Source organism: Actinoplanes sp. L3-i22, assembly GCF_019704555.1.
GTDB lineage: Bacteria > Actinomycetota > Actinomycetes > Mycobacteriales > Micromonosporaceae > Actinoplanes.
In genome coordinates this window covers 4,089,266-4,106,941 of the sequence record NZ_AP024745.1, presented here as the reverse complement: position 1 = coordinate 4,106,941, position 17,676 = coordinate 4,089,266, and the positions used below count along the sequence as shown (strand labels likewise).

The 17,676-nt window shown below is 70.4% G+C and carries 15 protein-coding genes; 6 read left to right on the top strand and 9 right to left on the bottom strand.

Translation table 11 applies throughout. The annotated features are described in order from the left end of the window. Positions 1 to 1,131, top strand: coding sequence for a sensor histidine kinase (locus L3i22_RS17995; protein WP_221328113.1), 1,131 nt, complete (start codon positions 1 to 3; stop codon positions 1,129 to 1,131). A gap of 26 nt (positions 1,132 to 1,157) precedes the next feature. Here the strand turns inward: L3i22_RS17995 and L3i22_RS17990 are convergent, their stop codons facing one another. The 6 genes from L3i22_RS17990 to L3i22_RS17965 all read right to left on the bottom strand — a co-directional run bounded on the left by L3i22_RS17990 (position 1,158) and on the right by L3i22_RS17965 (position 6,789). Beyond that, complete coding sequence (locus L3i22_RS17990) at positions 1,158 to 1,601, bottom strand: AAA family ATPase (RefSeq protein WP_255658356.1); 444 nt, start codon at positions 1,599 to 1,601, stop codon at positions 1,158 to 1,160. Then, the gene (locus L3i22_RS17985) at positions 1,598 to 1,786 is read right to left on the bottom strand and encodes a hypothetical protein (RefSeq protein ID WP_221328112.1); all 189 of its coding nucleotides are present in this window, start codon (positions 1,784 to 1,786) and stop codon (positions 1,598 to 1,600) included. Before L3i22_RS17985 ends, L3i22_RS17990 begins: the two co-directional genes overlap by 4 nt. Positions 1,787 to 1,849: 63 nt before the next feature. After that, positions 1,850 to 2,740, bottom strand: a complete 891-nt coding sequence (locus L3i22_RS17980; protein WP_221328111.1) for a carbohydrate ABC transporter permease — start codon at positions 2,738 to 2,740, stop codon at positions 1,850 to 1,852. Then, positions 2,740 to 3,645, bottom strand: a complete 906-nt coding sequence (locus tag L3i22_RS17975) for a carbohydrate ABC transporter permease (RefSeq protein WP_221328110.1) — start codon at positions 3,643 to 3,645, stop codon at positions 2,740 to 2,742. The genes L3i22_RS17980 and L3i22_RS17975 overlap by 1 nt, the downstream gene beginning before the upstream one ends. Before the next feature lies 1 nt (position 3,646). Further along, positions 3,647 to 5,047: an N-acetylglucosamine/diacetylchitobiose ABC transporter substrate-binding protein gene (ngcE, locus tag L3i22_RS17970; protein WP_221328109.1), complete on the bottom strand. Its 1,401-nt coding sequence runs from the start codon at positions 5,045 to 5,047 to the stop codon at positions 3,647 to 3,649. 14 nt (positions 5,048 to 5,061) lie between these two features. Beyond that, positions 5,062 to 6,789 (bottom strand): serine hydrolase domain-containing protein, encoded by a 1,728-nt coding sequence (locus L3i22_RS17965; RefSeq protein WP_221328108.1) that lies wholly within the window; start codon positions 6,787 to 6,789, stop codon positions 5,062 to 5,064. Between the two features lie 247 nt (positions 6,790 to 7,036). Between L3i22_RS17965 and L3i22_RS17960 the strand changes: the two genes are divergently transcribed. Together L3i22_RS17960 and L3i22_RS17955 are read left to right on the top strand one after the other, a co-directional pair. Continuing rightward, positions 7,037 to 8,773 carry a glycoside hydrolase family 3 protein gene (locus tag L3i22_RS17960; protein ID WP_221328107.1) on the top strand — a complete coding sequence of 579 codons (1,737 nt, stop codon included), beginning with the start codon at positions 7,037 to 7,039 and terminating at the stop codon, positions 8,771 to 8,773. Next, the gene (locus tag L3i22_RS17955) at positions 8,770 to 10,119 is read left to right on the top strand and encodes an exo-beta-N-acetylmuramidase NamZ domain-containing protein (RefSeq protein ID WP_255658355.1); all 1,350 of its coding nucleotides are present in this window, start codon (positions 8,770 to 8,772) and stop codon (positions 10,117 to 10,119) included. Before L3i22_RS17960 ends, L3i22_RS17955 begins: the two co-directional genes overlap by 4 nt. A gap of 464 nt (positions 10,120 to 10,583) precedes the next feature. Here L3i22_RS17955 and L3i22_RS17950 read toward each other — a convergent pair whose 3' ends face one another. Next, positions 10,584 to 11,600 (bottom strand): N-acetylglucosamine kinase, encoded by a 1,017-nt coding sequence (locus L3i22_RS17950; protein WP_221328106.1) that lies wholly within the window; start codon positions 11,598 to 11,600, stop codon positions 10,584 to 10,586. Between the two features lie 71 nt (positions 11,601 to 11,671). Between L3i22_RS17950 and L3i22_RS17945 the strand changes: the two genes are divergently transcribed. From L3i22_RS17945 to L3i22_RS17935, 3 genes are all read left to right on the top strand, one after another. Then, complete coding sequence (locus L3i22_RS17945; RefSeq protein ID WP_221328105.1) at positions 11,672 to 12,658, top strand: MurR/RpiR family transcriptional regulator; 987 nt, start codon at positions 11,672 to 11,674, stop codon at positions 12,656 to 12,658. Between the two features lie 5 nt (positions 12,659 to 12,663). Beyond that, positions 12,664 to 13,572 carry an N-acetylmuramic acid 6-phosphate etherase gene (gene murQ, locus L3i22_RS17940; protein WP_370644477.1) on the top strand — a complete coding sequence of 303 codons (909 nt, stop codon included), beginning with the start codon at positions 12,664 to 12,666 and terminating at the stop codon, positions 13,570 to 13,572. 257 nt (positions 13,573 to 13,829) lie between these two features. Continuing rightward, positions 13,830 to 14,408, top strand: coding sequence for an ADP-ribosyltransferase (locus L3i22_RS17935; protein WP_304523467.1), 579 nt, complete (start codon positions 13,830 to 13,832; stop codon positions 14,406 to 14,408). Between the two features lie 4 nt (positions 14,409 to 14,412). On the opposite strand, the gene L3i22_RS17930 is transcribed toward L3i22_RS17935, so the two are convergent. Together L3i22_RS17930 and L3i22_RS17925 are read right to left on the bottom strand one after the other, a co-directional pair. Beyond that, positions 14,413 to 15,198, bottom strand: a complete 786-nt coding sequence (locus tag L3i22_RS17930; protein WP_255658353.1) for a dienelactone hydrolase family protein — start codon at positions 15,196 to 15,198, stop codon at positions 14,413 to 14,415. A gap of 410 nt (positions 15,199 to 15,608) precedes the next feature. Continuing rightward, positions 15,609 to 17,654 carry a cellulose binding domain-containing protein gene (locus tag L3i22_RS17925; RefSeq protein ID WP_221330022.1) on the bottom strand — a complete coding sequence of 682 codons (2,046 nt, stop codon included), beginning with the start codon at positions 17,652 to 17,654 and terminating at the stop codon, positions 15,609 to 15,611. Between the last annotated feature and the right edge of the window lie 22 nt (positions 17,655 to 17,676).

Sequence of the window (17,676 nt, the reverse complement as noted above, 5' to 3'; positions counted from 1 at the left end):
ATGGTGCCGCTGTTGGTGGTGCTTGTCTTCATGGCCGAGGTGGCCTGGGGACAGGGCACGGGCCTGCACGCCCCCACCACCTGGCAGTTGATCTTCCTGGTGGCCGGGGCGGGCGCGTTGTTCTGGCGGCGGCGATTTCCGCGTACGTCCGCGGTCGCCGCCATGGTGTGCGGAGCCGCCTTTCCCGCCGCCGCGCCGCACCTGATCATCCCGGACGTCGCCACCATGGTCGCGCTCTATACCGTGGCCCGCCACACCGACCGGCGCACCGCGACGATCCTCGCCACCGTCGCGGCGGTGCTGCTCACCGCCAGTTCCGCGATCTGGCTGCCGGACCACTTCGGTGACATCCACGTGGTCGTGCCGATCAACTATGTCGCCGCGGCGGTCGCCGTCGGCTCCTCAATCCGCAATCAGCGGGCCATGCTGCACGAGCAGCGGCAGCGCGCGGTCGAGGCCGAGCAGAGCCGGGAGGCGGAGGCCCGCCGGCAGGTGCGCGAGGAGCGCATCCGCATCGCCCGGGACCTGCACGACGTCGTCGCCCACCACATCACCCTGGTCAACGCCCAAGCCGGAGTCGCGCACCATCTGATGCGCACCGACCCGGACCGGGCGTACCAGGCGCTCGCCGGTATCCAGGAGACCAGCCGCACCGCCCTGGACGAACTACGCGCCACCGTGGGGCTGCTGCGCTCCGACGACGAGCCGGAGAGCCGGCAACCGACGCCGGCCTTCGAGCAACTCGACGAGTTGGTGGAAACTTTCCGCCAGAGCGGATTCGACGTCCAGGTCAGCGGCGCAGGTGCGGCCCGGCCGCTGGTGGCGGCGGCCGGGCTGGCCGCCTACCGGATCGTGCAGGAGGCGCTCACCAACGCGGGAAAGCACGGCGTCGAGCGCCGCGCGGACCTGGAACTTTCCTACCTCGGCGACGTCCTGGAGATCGTGGTCACCAACGCCGCGCGAGCCGGGCACCGCGGTCCGGGCACCGGCCACGGCATGATCGGAATGCGGGAACGGGCCGAGTCGGCCGGCGGGCGGTTCTCGGCCGGCCTGCGCTCCGGCGAGGTGTTCGAGGTGCGGGCCACCCTGCCCCTGGAACCGCAGACGCGGACCCCGATCACACATTCCTGAGCCCGGCACGGCGCCGGCCATTGCCGTCACCGGCGATGCAGCCGCTCGACGACGTCGGCCAGGTCGGTCAGCGACCGGCGCCCGTCGAGTTCGAGGGTGGCGCCGCGCCGCAGCAGCGGTTCGACCTCGCGCAGGTACCGCTCGATCTCGGCTCGGTCACGTTCGCTGTTTCCGTACGGATTGCCGCAACGCTTGGCCACCCGTTCGAGAAGTACGCCGAGGGGCGCGCTGAGCAGCACGACGTGATCGAACCGGTCGTAGAAGAGGCCCTGGTTCGCCACCGTCCCCGAGACAAAAAGTTCCTTCATCTGCGCCAGCAGTGCCGCCATGCGGGGCTCGTCCCAATCCCCGTCCGGCAGCGTCCAGCCGTCGTAGTCGGTGTCGACGACGTCGTGCCCGCGCCGCGCCAACTCGGCGAGCAGCGTGCTCTTGCCGGCCCCCGACATTCCGGTGATCAGGGTGCGTGTCATTCGCGTGGCCGCGAGGCGGCTTTCTCGTTCCACATGGAGATGACGTGCCCTTCGCCGTACTCCTCGGCCAGCAAGGCTTTCGCGTCCCCGAAGGAGGCCGCAAGAATGCAGAAACGGATGCCGGGCCGGTCTCCGATCCAGATGATGCCCACGTATTCCCGCGACAGCGGGCACTCGGCGGTCATCTCGCGACGATAGCGGTTCCGGCACCGAGCCCGGCCACGATCCGATCCCGCATCATCGGCGAGCTACCGGAGTTGGCCGGCGGCCAGGCCACTCTGGAATTGGCGGTGGAACAGCAGGTAGGCGGCGAGCACCGGCAGCATGGCGATGGTCATGCCGGCGAACAGGCCGCTGAAGTCCCCGCGGTAGCCCTCGTTGACCGCGAGCGCCGTCAGCCCCTGGGCCAGCACCCATCTGCGCTCGGCGCCCTCACCCTGCATCAGCACGATCGGCAGGACGTACTGATTCCACTGGAACAGGAAATTGAAGATGGCGACGCTGACCAGACCGGGGCGGGCCATCGGCAGCATGACGCGGAAGAACAGCCGGAAATGGCCGCAGCCGTCGACCATCGCGGCCTCGGCGACCGAGGTCGGCAGCGTGCGGAAGAACGCGGTCAGGAAGAACACCGTGAACGGCAGCGAATACGCCGCGTAGACCAGGGTCAGGCCGGGCAGTGTGCCGAGCAGGCCGAGATTGCGGACCACGAAGAAAAGCGGCACGAGCGCGAGGAAGACCGGAAACATCATGCCGCCGGTGAAGGCGAAGTAGATGATCCGGCTGCCGCGGAACTTGTAGCGGGCCAGGACGTAGGCGGCCATCGCCCCGAACAGCATGGTGATGGCCAGCGCGCCGGTGACCACGATCGCGCTGTTGAGGAAGTAGCGCCCGATGTGCGCCTGGCCCCAGGCGCGGGCCCAGTTCTCCCAGCGCAGTCTCGACGGCAGGCTCCACGGGTCGGTGAGGATCTCGTTGTCGCTCTTGAACGAGCTCAGCACCGCCCAGACCAGCGGGAGCGTGGTGAGCAGCGCCCAGCCGACCAGGAACACGTGGGAAATCACCGGCACCGTGCGCTGGGCCTTTTGGGGGAAAGTTTCCGGCGGTGACTCCGGGCGGGTTTCGGTGAGAAGCGCCATCACAGCTCCACCCGGTCGCGACGGGTCACTCGCAGGAACATGGCCGCCACGGTGAGCGTCAGGAAGAACATCGCCACGCCGATCGCCGACGCGTAGCCGAACTGCCCGTCGGCGAACGCGGTCTTGTACAGCCGTAGCCCGACCACGTCCGACGACGAGCTCGGCCCGCCGTCGGTGATGATCTGCACGATCGCGAACCCGTCGATCGCGACGATCGCCAGATACACCCAGGCCACCTGGATGGTGTCCCAGAGCAGCGGCACGGTGATCCGGACCAGCGTGGTGACCCGGCTGGCGCCGTCGAGCAGCGCCGCCTCGTACAGGTCACGCGGGATCGACTGCATGGCCGCGCCGAAGAGCACGACGTAGAAGCCGACGTTCATCCAGATGAGCACGGCCAGCACGCACCAGAACGAGAAGCGCGGGTCGCCGAGCCAGGCCACCGCCAGCGCGTCCAGCCCGATGCCCCGCAGGAACCCGTTGATCATGCCGGTGTGCGGGGCGTACATCTGCTTCCACAGCACGCCGATGATCGCCACCGACAACACCTGAGGAAAGAAATAAACCACCCGATAAAAACCTGCTCCGCGTACGCCGTGCACACCGGCCCGGTCCGCGCGGCCGCCCACACTGATCATCGAGGCGAAGAACAGTCCCAACCCGATCGTCGCCACCGGGAGCAGCAGCAGGAGCAGGCCGTTGTGCCTGATCGCGGTCCAGAAGTAGCCGTCGCCGAGCAGCCGGCGGAAGTTGTCCAAACCGACGAACTCGAACGTCGGGGACAACCCGCTCCAGTTGGTGCCGGAGATCTGGAACGCCTGCGCGTACGGCGAGACGACGAAGATCCCGTACAGCAGCAGCGGTGGGAGCAGGAAGACCGCGATGAACAGCCGTTTTCCCCACACGTCAGGCCCGCTTGTACTTCTTGATCGCGGGATCCTTGGCGAACTCGTCGGCGGACTTCTGCACCTTGTCGCACCACTGTGCGGCGTTGATCCGCTTGGTGAAAAGCTCCAACGAGGCCGCGTTCACCCGCTCGCGTTCCAGCTTGCGGTAGTAGGTCGAGTACAGCCACGTGAACGCGGCGCCCTGGGACGCGTCGATCAGCTTGGTCACCGAGGTCAGCCCGGGGCCGAGTGCGAGCCCCGCGGCCGCGCCGGTCACGGCGGTGAGGCTGCTGACCTTCGTGGTGAAGTCGGCGGCGGCCTTCGTGGAGAGCATGACCCGAAGGTATTCCATTCCACCCCGGACATTCTGGCCTTTGGCCGGGACGATGAACGGTTCACTGCCGGTGCCGCGAAACGCCTCGAACGGCATCTTGTCGCTGGTGGTGAGGCTGGGCGTGGGCGCCACGGCCATGTCGAAGCCGGGCGGGGTGACCGACTTCTGCTCGTTCTCCAGCCACGACCCGCAGGAGACGAATGCGGCGTGGCCGCGACACCATTCGGTCTGCGCCTGGATGTGGTCCATGCCCTCGGCGCCCGGTTGCAGATATCCGTCGACGGCGAGCTGGTAGTAGGCCTCGGCGGCGGCCTTGACCGCGTCGTGCTTCCAGGCGTTCGGCTCCAGATTGTCGATCGCCTTGATCACGTCGAGGCCGCCGAGCTTGGCGGCCGCGGCCAGGATCGGCCAGCTCATGTAGCGGGCGTGCACGCCGGTGTAGGTCCACGGCGAGATCCCGGCCGCTTTGATCGTCTTGCAGAGGGCGATCATCTCGTCCCAGGTCTTCGGGTACTGCCAGCCCTTCGCGTCGAAAAGTTTCTTCGAGTACCAGATGCCGTACGCCGAGTAGGCGTAGTTCAAGGTCAGAAACTTTCCGTCGTACGTGCCTACGTCGACGATTCCCGGCAGCAGCGTGTCGCGGACCTTCTTGTTCGGGTCGTCGAGGCTGGGCGCGTCGAGCAGCTCACCGAGGTCGGTCAGCGCGCCCTGGGAGACCAGGCCGTTGAAGTCGATCTGGCTGCCGCCCGAGTTGTCGATCACGTCCGGCGGGTCGCCGGCGACGAACCGGGGCTGCAGGGTCTCGGCGATCTGCTGGGTCGCCGAGTGCTTGATCTCGGCCTTCGGGTAGCGCTGCTGGTACAGCGCCTCGTGGGCCTTGGCGTACTCCTCGCCGAAGCCACCGTTGAAGATGACCACCTCGAGCGGCGCGTCCTCCTTGACGCCGAGCGGATTGTTCGCGCTGGTCGCGCCCTTGGCACTGTCGCCCTTGGCGTCGTCACCACCCATGGCGCAGCCGCCGAGCGCCCCCGTGGCGGCGACGCCCGCCGCGCCTTGGAGTAATCCGCGCCGGCTCAATCTATGCATGATCCGCTCCCGTTTTATGTGTTCTCGTAGGGATTCCAGCCGTCGGTGGCCAAGGCCGTGCTGCCGTCGACGAGAGTCCCGCCGGCGTCGGCCACCCGCAGGCGGCCGAGCAGGACACCCCGCCCCTGCGCGGCGCCGTCGGTCCGATAGGTGAAGCGCAGCCGCGTCGTACCGGTCGGCAGGTTCACACCGGCCGACCACCACCGACGCCCACCGAATCCGGTGAGCACGCCGTCGCCCGCTTGCACGACATACGCGCCCGGATCGCCGCGGTCCGGCCCGGCGCCGCCCGGCGCCTCGTTCGAGGACGTGTCCTTGGCAGGGCGCAGTGTCATCGGCACCGGGATCCAGGTCTGGCCGTCCGAGGAGGACTCCAGGCGCAGCGTGTCGTGCAGCGGCTCGGTGTCGTACCAGATGCGGAAGGAACCTTTCGCCTTCTCGCCGACCGGGCGAGCCAGCGGGGCGATCAGGCTCATCACGGCGCTGTCGCGCAGCTCGGTGCGCCACACTTCTCCGCTGCCCGGCGGGATGCCGATGGGGTGGGCGGCCGCGAATGTCCGGGCCAGAGCGTTGCGAGCGACGTCGTTGGTGCCCCAGGCGCGATCCGGGTGGACCCGGTTGCTGAGCAGGATCAGGAACGACTGGCCCAGTGGGTCGATCACAACCGACGTACCGGTGAAGCCGGTGTGCCCGAAGGTGACCGGTGAGGTCATCGCGTCCATGTACCGGTACCTGGCCAGCTCGAAGCCGAGTCCGCGGGCGCTGTCCGGGAACGCCGGCAGCAGCTCCGCGTTGTAGTTGACCAGCGCCTGGCGAACCATGTCTTCGGACAGGATCCGGTGGTGGCGGTACCTGCCCCCGTTGAGCAGCGTCTGGCAGAGAATCGCCAGGTCATCCGCGGTGGAGAAGACGCCCGCGTGCCCGGCGGCGCCGCCCAGGGCCCAGGAGTTCTCGTCGTGCACCGAGCCCCAGACCATCCCCCGGTTCACGTACGGTTCGTACTCGGTCGCGGCGGTCCGGCTGCGCAGTGACGGCGCCGGGTTGTAGCCGGTGTCGCGCATGCCGAGCGGGCCGGTCACCGCGTCGCGCACGGCGTCGGCGAGCGGCTTTCCGGTGACCCGCTGGATCAGCACGCCGAGCGCGATCAGCCCGATGTCGGAGTAGACGTACTGCCCGCCCGGTGTGCTCCCGGCGACGACCGGCGTGCTCAGGGCCGCCGCGAGCCGCTGCTGCGGGGTCGGATAGGTGGAGTACAGCGGCAGGAACGCCGGCAGCCCGGAGGTGTGGGTGAGCAGGTTCCGGACCGTCACCGAAGCCTTGCCGCCCGCGGCGAACTCCGGCACGTAGGTGGCGACCGGCGCGTCCAGAGCGACCCGGCCGGCCTCGACCTGCTGCAGCACCACGATCGTGGTGAACAGCTTCGAGATCGAGGCGAGATCCCACAGGGTGTCGGTGCGGGCCGGAATGCGCTGCTCCGGGGGCAGCTCGACGATTCCGGTGGCGCCGGCGGTGTAGCGGACCGCGTCGCCGACCGCGAACCGCGACACCACGATCCCGTGGTGTGCGGCCAGCACGGTGGCACCGGCGTACGCCGGATGTCCGGGATGATCCGGCGTGGGCCGCAGGTAGGACGCGGCGATGCCGGGCAGGGCGGAAATATCTTTCGGGACCAGGCCGGCCTGGCGCGCGGTGCCCGGGCGCAGCACGTCCTGTCGGAACACGATGTCGGTCGGCGTGACCACGGGAAAGGCCTCGAAGCGCGAAACGCCCGCTGACAGATCACCGATCCCAGGGTCCGGTGTCGGTGACCCGGCGCGCCCCGGAACGGCCACCGGCAGGACAGCCAGGCCCGCGACCACGTAAAACAGCAGACTGATCATCAACGCCTCTCCATACGTCGATTGGTAGAGGATGAATGTTTCCTTCGCGACTCGCAAGGGGAGCGAAGGTTATTGCCATGACTCGGCGACCCGGCTACCTTCGGGCACCATGCGAACGCGTTCCGTCGCTCTTCTCGCTCTCGCCGCGCTGGGTGGCACCCTGTTCGCCGCGCCGGCCGCCGCCGCATCGCCGGTCGACAAGATCCTGCGGCGGATGACGCTGCCGGAGAAGGTCGGCCAGTTGTTCACCGGCTACGTCTACGGCAGCGACGCGACCACGGCTTCGGCCGACAACCGCCGGCTGTACGGCGTCGACACCCCGGCCGAGGTCGTCGCGAAGTACCACCTCGGCGGCGTCATCTACTTCACCTGGACGAACAGCCTGCAGAACCCGCGGCAGATCGCGGCGCTCAGCAACGGGCTTCAGGCCGCCGCCACCGCCGCCACCGGCGTCCCGTTGGAAATCTCCACCGACCAGGAACACGGCGTGGTCTCCCGGATGCCGGCGCCGGCCACCCAGTTCCCCGGCGGCATGGCGCTCGGCGCCGGGCGCAACCCGGCCGATGCCTACCGCACCGGGCAGGTCACCGGCGCCGAACTGCGCGCGGTCGGCATCACCCAGGCCTGGGCGCCGGACGCCGACGTCAATGTGAACCCGGCGAATCCAGTCATCGGAGTGCGCTCGTTCGGCAGCGACCCCGGTCTGGTCGCCTCGCTGACGGCCAGTCAGGTGCTCGGCTTCCAGCTCGGCGCCAACACGTCGGCCGCCGCCAAGCACTTCCCCGGCCACGGCGACACCGCCACGGACAGTCACACCGGTCTGCCGGTCATCACGCACACCCGCGAGCAGTGGCAGCGCATCGACGCACCCCCGTTCAAGGCCGCGATCGCGGCCGGGGTCGACGCCATCATGAGCGCGCACATCGTGGTGCCGGCGCTCGATCCGGCCGGCGACCCGGCCACCCTGTCCAAGCCGATCATCACTGGACTGTTGCGCGGCGAGCTCGGCTACCGCGGGGTGATCGTCAGCGATTCCCTCGAAATGGCGGGGGTTCGGCAGAAATACGGCGACGACCGGGTGCCGGTGCTGGCGCTCAAGGCCGGGGTCGACATGCTGCTGATGCCGCCGGATCCGCAGGTCGCGTTCGACGCGGTGCTCGGCGCGGTCGCCTCCGGCGAGCTCACCGAGGCGCGCATCGACGAGTCGGTCCGGCGCGTTCTCGCGCTCAAGCAGAAGCGCGGACTGCTGAGCTGGACCCCGGTGGATCCGGCGGCGGCGGAGCTTTCCGTCGGATCGGCCGAGCACCTGCGAGTGGCCCAGTCGGTCACCGACCGCACCGTCACCGCGATCCGCAACGACACCGGTCTGCTGCCCTACGCCGCGGCGGGAAAGAAGATTTTCGTCACCGGCTGGAACTCCAGCGCCTACAACACGGTTCCGGTGCTGGCCAGGGAGCTCGGCGCCACCTCGCTGATCACCAATCTGCCGGACGACAAGAAGATCGCCGAGGCGGTGACCGCGGCCTCGGCAGTCGACCTCACCGTGGTGCTGACCAGCAAAGCGTGGGACACCACTGTCACCGATCCGGGTGGCCGGCAGCAAGCTCTCGTGAAAGCACTGATCGCAACGGGTAGACCGGTGGTAGTGGTGGCGGTTCGCGATCCGTACGACCTCGCGAGCCTTCCCGGGGTCACCACCTATCTGGCCACCTACAGCTACACGGAAGTGTCCATGAAGTCGCTGGCCAAGGTGCTGCTGGGCGCCGTACCACCGCGCGGCAAGCTTCCGGTGGAAATTCCCGGCCACTACCCGTACGGCTACGGTCTCACCTGGCGGGTCCCATGAACCGGCGCGCTCTGCTCGCAGCGGGTGTGGCCGGCGCGGCCGGGATGACCGGCGCCGGGCTGAGCTCGCCCGCGTCGCGCGCAGCGGACGTGGCCGGCGGTGCCCGAGGACCGGCCGCCGGGGCAGCCGGTGCCGTACCCGCAGCCGGAAAGCCCGGCCTGCTCCCCCGCATCCCGATCCGGACCGGGATGGACAAGCTCGCCGCCAGCGGCTGGGACGCGATCAAGGGTGAGCGCATCGGCGTGGTCTCCAACCCGACCGGGGTGGACCGGGAGTACCGGCACCTGGTCGACCGGATGCACGCCGCCGGGGTCACCATCGGTGGCGTCTTCGGCCCCGAGCACGGCTTCCGTGGTTCCGCGCAGGCCGGCGGCAGCGAGGGCACCGGCATCGACGCGCGCACCGGGCTGACCGTCTACGACGCCTACGGCGCGACCCAGGACAGGTGGAAGCAAATCTTCACCGCTGCCGGCGTGCAGACCGTCGTGTTCGACATTCAGGACGTCGGCGCCCGGTTCTACACCTACATCTACACGCTCTACGACTCGATGGCCGCGGCCGCCCGGCTCGGCCTGCGCTACCTGGTCCTGGACCGGCCGAACCCGATCGGCGGGCGCGCGTACGGACCGATGATGACCGACGGCTACACCTCCGGCGTGGGCCGCCTGAAGATCGTCCAGCAGCACGGTATGACGGTCGGCGAACTGGCGCGCTTCTACAACGGAGAATTCCTACCCACCGACGCGGGACGCAAGGCCGACCTGAAGGTAATTTCCTGCAGCGGATGGCACGGGCACCTGTTCGCCGGCGACACCGACCTTCCCTGGGTGCTGCCGAGCCCGAACATGCCCACCCCGGACACCGCGGTCGTCTATCCCGGCACCGGCCTGTTCGAGGGTGTGTCGTCGCTGTCCGAGGGGCGCGGCACCACCCGCCCGTTCGAGCTGATCGGCGGACCGGGCCTCGACTACCACTGGTGCGACCGGATGGCGGCGCTGAAGCTGCCGGGTGCGCAGTTCCGCGAGGCGTACTTCACGCCGACGTTCAACAAGTTCGCCGGCCGGCCGTGTGCCGGGATCGAGGTGAAAGTTTCCGACCAGAGCCGCTACGACCCGATCAGCACCGCGGTGTCGATGCTGGTCGAGGCCCGGAAGGAAACGTCCTTCGCCTGGCGGCTGGACGGTGCCCGCTACTGGATCGACCTGCTCACCGGCTCGGCCCGGCTCCGCACAATGGTCGACGCCGGCGCCTCGGCCGCCGAGGTCGTCGGAGCGTGGTCCGCGGAGCTCGCCGCCTTCGAGCAGCGGCGGCGGCCCTACCTGCTCTACCCGCGGCCCGGCGCATGAGAGCCCCGACCATCCGCGCCCGCCGTGCCTGTCCCCGGGTCACGGCGGTCGAACCGTCGTCGGCGGTGCTCCCGGAGCGGGCCGCCGACCAGCCGCACGGGCGCCATCGGCACGGCGATTGCGCCCGGCACGACAAGTCAGGCCGATGCGGCAATCCCCGCCGAAACGGTAGCCGGAGCCACACCGTGACGGCCGATCTACGCGGCGATCGCCGGCGGCGAGGGGGCGCCGGCGATCGCCGCGGCAAGACCACCGAGACACCCTACGACCGCAGGCAGAGCAGGGACGCCACCAGCCGCCACCGCACGACCGCCGACCCATCCGGCGAATGCCGGCAGCACCGCGCTGCCGGTAACCGCCCGGCGAGGATTGCCGCTTCGTGCAGGAAGCGTGGGGACAATCCGGGGACGCGGCGCCGTCGGGTCCCGGATCAGGGCCGGCCGGCGCCGGATGAGGTCGGCGGGCTAGCCGATCCCAGGTGGCGGGGTGGGGGTTTCGGCGGAGGTTGGAACAAGACTGCCGGTCAGCCGGGAGTGCACCACCGGCGACACGGGGGCGCCGGTGACCCGGGCTATGGCCAACGCGGCAGCGCCGGCGGCGCCGTCGCGTGCCGGGCGTGGCTCGGTGCCGGTGCGTGCCAGGAGACCGGCGCGCACCGCCCGGCTGACCGGTCCATCGTTGAGCAGTACCGAGCCGGCCAACACCGGCACCGCGCCCGGCGGCGGCTGGACGCTGTCGAACGTATGCAGCAGGCGGTCGGCGGCCGCGGCACAAATCCGTACGGCGATCGGGTCTTTCTCCTCGTCGGCGGCGGCGCTTATCGTGGGCGCCAGCCGCCCCAGTTCCGCCGGTGCGACGGCGAACGCGGCCGCCAGCAGAGCCTGCGCCGTGTCCTCGGCCGGCAGCGACGCGGCCACGTGGAAATGCCGGCGGGCCGCCTCGACCAGGCTCGTCGGCTCGCCGCGACCGTCGAGAGCGGCCAGGACCGCACGGAGCGCCCGCACCCCGATCCACACCGCGGAGCCCTCGTCGCCCAGCAGCCACCCGTATCCGTCGCAGCGTTTTCGCAGCTCACCGCCGCTGAAACGGGCGGCGAGAGCACCGGTGCCGGACAGCAGCAGGACACCGTCCGGGGCGGCGGTGCCGGCCGCGTACGCGACCTCGAGATCGGTCACGGTCACCACCTCGCCGCGCAGTCCGGCGTCCTGCCAGGCGCGCTGCGCCGCCGTACGGAAAGCCTCTCGCCCGGCCCCGGACGAACCCGCGCCGCCCAGCATTCCCAAGCCCACCGCGGCCCGGTCGGTTTTCCCCAGGGCCTCGGTGAGCGCTGTCCACAGGGTCTCGGCGACCTTGCCCGCACTGCTGTTACGGTTCGCTCCGCCGGCCGTACCCCGGCCCACCACCACTCCGCCGAGGGTGGCGAGCACACACCGCGTGGTCGTCGCCCCCGCGTCGACGCCGATCACCATGGCTGCACCCATGGGTGAAGAATATTGACCGTCCGCAGCAAGCAAAGGAAACTTTTCTCCATGACTGGCCGGAGGCTCTCTTCATGACGAGCCGCAAACGCACCACCCCACCCCCGCCGCCACCGGCCGGCCCGCCACTGGCCGAGACGGTGGTCCGGGCGCGGGGCCTGCTGCCGGCGCTGTCGCCCGCCGAGCGGCGGGTGGCCCAGGTGATCATCGACCAGGCCGCCACCGCGGCCCGGCTCACCATCACCGAGCTGGCCGAACGGGCCGCGTCCAGCGAGACCACGGTAATCAGATTCTGCCGGGCGATGGGCTTCACCGGCTACCCCCAGCTGCGCCTGACCCTCGCCGCCGAGGCCGGGCGGGCCGCCGAGGCCGGCGCCGACGACACGCCGGTGGGCAGCGACATCAGCCCGGGCGACGACCTCGCCCAGGTGGTGAAGAAAATTGCCTTCGCCGACGCCCGCGCGGTCGAGGACACCGCCGCACAGATCGACATCGCGGTCCTCGAGCACGTCGTCGAGGTGGTGGCCGACTCCCGGCGGGTGGACATCTACGGCGTGGGCGCCAGTGCCTTCGTCGCCGACGACTTCCAGCAGAAACTGCACCGCATCGGCCGGATCTCGTACGCGTGGAGCGACATGCACCGGGCCCTGACCAGCGCCGCCCTGCTCGACAAACGCGACGTGGCGTTCGGCATCTCGCACACCGGCACGACCACCGACACCATCGAGGCGTTCACCGAGGCCAAGCGGCACGGCGCGGTCACCGTCGCGCTGACCAACTTCCCGAAGTCGCCGATCGCCAAGGTCGCCGACCTGGTGCTGACCACCGCCGCGCGGGAGACGACGTTCCGGTCCGGCGCGATGGCCAGCCGGCTCGCCCAGCTCACCGTGATCGACTGCGTGTTCGTCGGCGTCGCCCAGCGCACCTATCAGGAGACCCGGACGGCGCTGGACGCGACCTACGAGGCGGTCCGTGGGCGCCGCGTGGCGCCGCCCGCCCGAAGAAAGTCTTCGCCGACGACCACCAGCAGCAGCAGCAGCACCGCCCGGCGGCGCGGGTGAGGCCCGTGGACGAGGCGCCGCTCTCGCGCACCGAGCAGCGCAACCCGCGCAGCGCCGCGATCGACCGGATGCCCACGCTGGACCTGCTCCGCCTGATCAACACCGAGGACCGGCAGGTTCCGGACGCGGTCGCGGACGTGCTGCCGGAACTTTCCGTCGCGGTCGACCTGGCGGTGGCGGCGCTTTCCGCCGGGTGCCGCGTGCACTACTTCGGCGCCGGGACCTCCGGGCGGATCGCGGTGCTCGACGCGGCCGAGCTGATCCCGACGTTCGGCCTGGAACCGGGGCGGGTGGTCGCGCACATCGCCGGTGGGTCGCGGTCGCTGACCAACCCGTCGGAGGACGCGGAGGACGACGAGACCGCCGGTGCGGCGGCGGCCGGCGACGTGGCCGCCGGCGACGTCGCGGTCGGGGTCACCGCCAGCGGGCGTACGCCGTATGTGCGCGCCGCCCTGGTCACCGCCCGGGCCCGCGGCGCCCACACGGTCCTGGTCTCGGCGAACCCGGCCTCGCCGATCGCGTCCGGGGTGGACGTGCACGTCGCACCGGACACCGGGCCCGAGGTGGTCACCGGGTCCACCCGGATGAAGGCGGGCACGGCGCAGAAGCTGGTGCTCAACGCCTTCTCGACGGCGACGATGGTGCGCCTGGGCCGGACCTACTCCAACCTGATGACCGACATGCTGGCCAGCAACGCCAAGTTGCGCGACCGGCAGCTGCGGATCCTGTCCGAGGCGACCGGGGCGGATCCGGCGCAGTGCCGGCAGGTGCTGCTGGCCACCGGCGGGGACGCCAAGGTCGCGCTGGTCACGCTGATCTCCGGAGCGACGGTGCAGGCGGCCGGGCACGCCTTGGCCGAAACCGATGGCCACGTCCATCAGGCGCTACGCCTGCTGGACCACCAGGCCGACTGAGGCGCCGAGCCGCGCCGGGGTGCCTGCGGACGGTGGGAAAGTTTTCTTCAGACGGTGCTGCGCCTGACGGCACGGCGTGGTCTCGGCGGACGGGCGGCGCAGGCGGCGGAAATATTCCTCCGCCGACTCCCGCCCGTCCCTCTCTGAGTTCGCCCGCTGCCACACCAACGGTCACCCCGACCGAGAAACCGCAGGACACGCCACTGATGGAGTGAGGATTCAGCGCGGCTCGCGGGCCGCCCGCCATCGTTCTGGCCATGATCACTAAGCGACTCGCTGCCGCCGTGCTCACCCTCGGCGCCGCCCTCGCGACCTCGGCCTCCACGCCGACCACCGCGACCGCCGCCGCGCCGGCGTGTCCGCTGGTCAAGGACCGGGTGCAGGCAGCCACCGACCACGACGTGCACCTCGACCGGATCACGCCGAAGCCGGTCTGGCGCAAGAGCTGCGGCACCCTTTACCGCAGCGACAGCCGCGGGCCGGAGACCATTTTCGAGCAAGGGTTCAGCGCCAAGGACGTCGACCACGGCCAATACGACGTCGCCCAGTACGTCCTGGTCAACCAGCCCTCCCCCTACGTCTCCACCACCTACGACCACGACCTCTACAAATCCTGGTACAAGTCCGGATTCAACTACTACATCGACGCGCCCGGCGGCGTGGACGTCAACAAGACGATCGGCAGCAAGCACAAATACGCCGACCAGTTGGAGGTCGCATTCCCCGGCGGGATCCGGCGCGAATACGTCATCGGCGTCTGCCCGGTCGACAAGACCACCAAGACCGAGATCATGAGCGACTGCCGGGACAACCCGAACTACCACCCCTGGCACTGAGCACTCACCGAGGCACGGGCACGTTCGCCTCGAGGAAGTCCAGGATCCGGGCGGAGGTCGCCGGGTAGTCCGGGTGGCCCGGGTTCAGGTACTGGCCGTGGCCCGCGCCGTGCACCGGGATGAACGTTTTCGGCCACGGGACGGCATCGTAGGCGGCGCGGCCGGCCTCGATCGGCACGACCGGATCCTCGTCGCCGTGCAGGAAGAGCATCGGCGCCGCCGGCCCGCCGAAGCCGGTGGACGGCCGGCGCCCGGCGATCGAGACGGCCGCTCGCAGCGACGGCGAGTGCCCCTTGCGGAACATTCCGAGCGTGGTGGTGGCGCCGGCCGAGAATCCGACGACCGCGACGTGCTCACCGTCCAAATGCGGCGCCAGCGTGCCGCCGACGAGTTTGCGCAGCACATATGCCGCGTCCGCGGGCTGGTTGTGGATGTCGCCGGCGTCGGGTTGCTTCACGTGCCCGTTCGTGCGCGGATAGGTGGGCGCCGCGACGACGTAGCCCGCCTCCGCCCAGCCGGTCGCCAGCGGCGTGAACTGCTCGGGCAGCCCGCCGAGCCCATGGCTGAACAGCACGATCGGGTGCCGCCCGGCCGCCATGCCGGTGCCGGCCGGCCCACTGAGAAACCAGACCGTGGTCGGAATCGGACGGTCCTTCGCTCGCGCCAACTGCACGACGCGGCTGAGCACCCGCGGTCCACCCCCCACCGCGGCGGCGTGCGCCCGCGGCCCGGCACCACATCCCGCCACCAGCAGGAAAGTTACCGCCAGCACCGCCCCGAATCCCCGCACGCCGCGCAGACTACGAGCCGGCCATCGACGCCGCCATCCCCCGCGATGCCGCACATCGGCACCGAACGGGCGAATCCGGAAGATCAACATCAAATTCCAGAAATCGATGTCCGACGTCCGCCGGGGTACAGACCGCCGCTCCCGCGGGGACCCTTGCGGGCTTCGCAAGGGCGCCGGGGCGCCCAGAACGCGAATCCCACAAGGGCGATGTCCGCGGGTGGGCACGGTTACCCCAAAAGACCCGAGGCCGGCCCGACAGATCCAAGGCCGGGCGCGACAAAGTCCGGGCCCGGCGCGGGGCGCCCACCGCACGAACCGCGCGGTGGGCGCTACCAGGCCGCTTGTCCCGCCCCGGCCGACGTCTCGGCGGGCTGACGCCGGCCGAGCAGGCGGCCGCGACGCGAGCCCGGCTACGCGCTCGTGCAGACCGTGCCGTTCAGCGTGAACACCGCCGGCAGCACGTTGGGCCCGCTGTAGTTGCCGACGAACCCGACGTTCGTCGACGCCCCGGCGGCCAGCGCGGTGTCACTGGTGACCCGAACCGTGCGCCCGCTCTGCTCCCAGGTGGCGCCCCACCCGCTGCCCAGGCTCTGCCACCCGGTCGGCCAGGTGAAGGCCAGCGTCCATCCGCCGATCGCCCCGGCACCGTTGTTGGTGATGTCGATCGACCCGACGTACCCGCTGCCCCAGTCGTTGGTGTCCCGCAACGTGACCGTGCACGATGAGCTCGCCGGCGTCCCGGTGGTGAACGTCAACGGCGGCGACGCGCTGGAGACCCGCCCGGCGCCGTCGCGCGCGAGCACATTGACCGTGTACCGCTGCCCCGGCAGAAGGTTTCCGACGGTCAGCGAGGTACCGGTGGTCTCGCCGAGCTGCTCGCTGATCCCGCCGTTCTGCCGGTACACCTCGTACTTGAGCCCGGCCCCGGCGGACGGCCAGGAGATCTTCGCCGTCCGGTCGGTCACCGTCGCGGTGGGCTGACCGGGCGCTTTCGGCGCGCCCGCCACGACATGGTCGGGATGCAGCGTGACCAGCGCGATCGAGTACGGCGCGAGCGTCTGCGCCGCCGCGGTCCCGCCCGGCGCCGTGACCAGCCCGGCAGCCCCGTTGGTGAACGTCTCGACGACCGGAACCGCCGTTCCCGCCGTGAAGCCCTGGTAGTTGAGCGCGACCGTGTGCGCCGCGTCCGGGTCCTTGTTGATCAGCAGGACCGCCAGGTCGCCGTCGGCCCGGCGCACGGCGTGCGCGCCGACCAGCGCGTTGTCACTGCCGGTCCCGACGAACTGATCCCCGGTCCGCGCGAAGTCGCCCATCAGCGACAACGCGTGGTACGGCGCGAACGGCGTGTTCAACGGCGGCTCGCAGGCGCTGCCGTCGGCGGTGCAGGTCCCGCTCGAGAGCAGCCCGAAGTCGTTGTAGTCGGTCTGCCCGGCCACGGTGCTCGCCTTGTCCGGCCCGTTGTGCACGTTCCACCACTGCACGGTGAACACGCCCTGGGCGAGCAGGCCGCTGTAGGCGTCGGCGAGGAACAGCGCGCCCGGCTGGGTGTTGCGTCCGGCGTCGACGTTCGTCTCGGTCATGCTGATGCCGATCCGGCCGGCGCTGTCCCCGCCGTACGTCGAAATCTGCCGCCGCAGCAAGTAGGCCGCATCCTGCAGCTGCGCGGTCTTGCCGAGGGTCTCGGCCGGGCCGGCGCCGCCGGGGTACCAGTGAACATCGACGAAGTCGATGGCCGACCCGGCCCGGGTGAGCACCTCCTGGTTCCAGGTGCCGGAGTCGCCGGCCGCGACGATGCCGTCCGGCCAGTTCCCGGGCATGGTCAGCACCGCGCCGATCTTGACGCTCGGGTCCACGGCCTTCATCGCCTTGGCGTAGGCGATCACGTTGTCGGAATATTCCTTCGGGCTCTTGTCCGCGTGGTCGTCGGCCTCCCATGCGGAGCCGTAGTGCCCGTTGCCGTAGTTCTCGTTGCCGATGGTCCAGTACTTGGCGCCGTAGCCCTTGGTGACGTTGGCGTAGCGCACCCAGTCGGCGGCTTCCTGCGCGGTCCCGGTGCCGTAGTTCGCGATGATCATCGGCGACGCCCCCGTCCGCTGGGCGCCGGCCATGAACGTGTCGAAGTCGGTGTTGGGCGCGACGTAGCCGCCGGGCGCGGTGTGGTCCTTCCAGTGGTAGATGTCGGCGTAGGAGCCGCCGGGGTAGCGGACCATCTGCACCCCGGCGTCCTTCAGCAGGCCGGTGACGGCGGGGGTGCCCAGCTGGGAGTCCCAGATGGCGTGGTTGACACCGAGGGCGGTGGACCCGACGGTGGCCAGGCCGGCGCGGGCGTCGACGTCGACGCGGACATCGGTGGCGGCCGCGGCCGCCTGGGCGGCCGGTGGGGTGCCGGCGACGGCGGTGACCAGCGCGAGCAGGACGGTGCTCGCGACGGCTCGCCGGGTGAGCGAGACATACATGGGGGTCTCCACGAGGACGGGG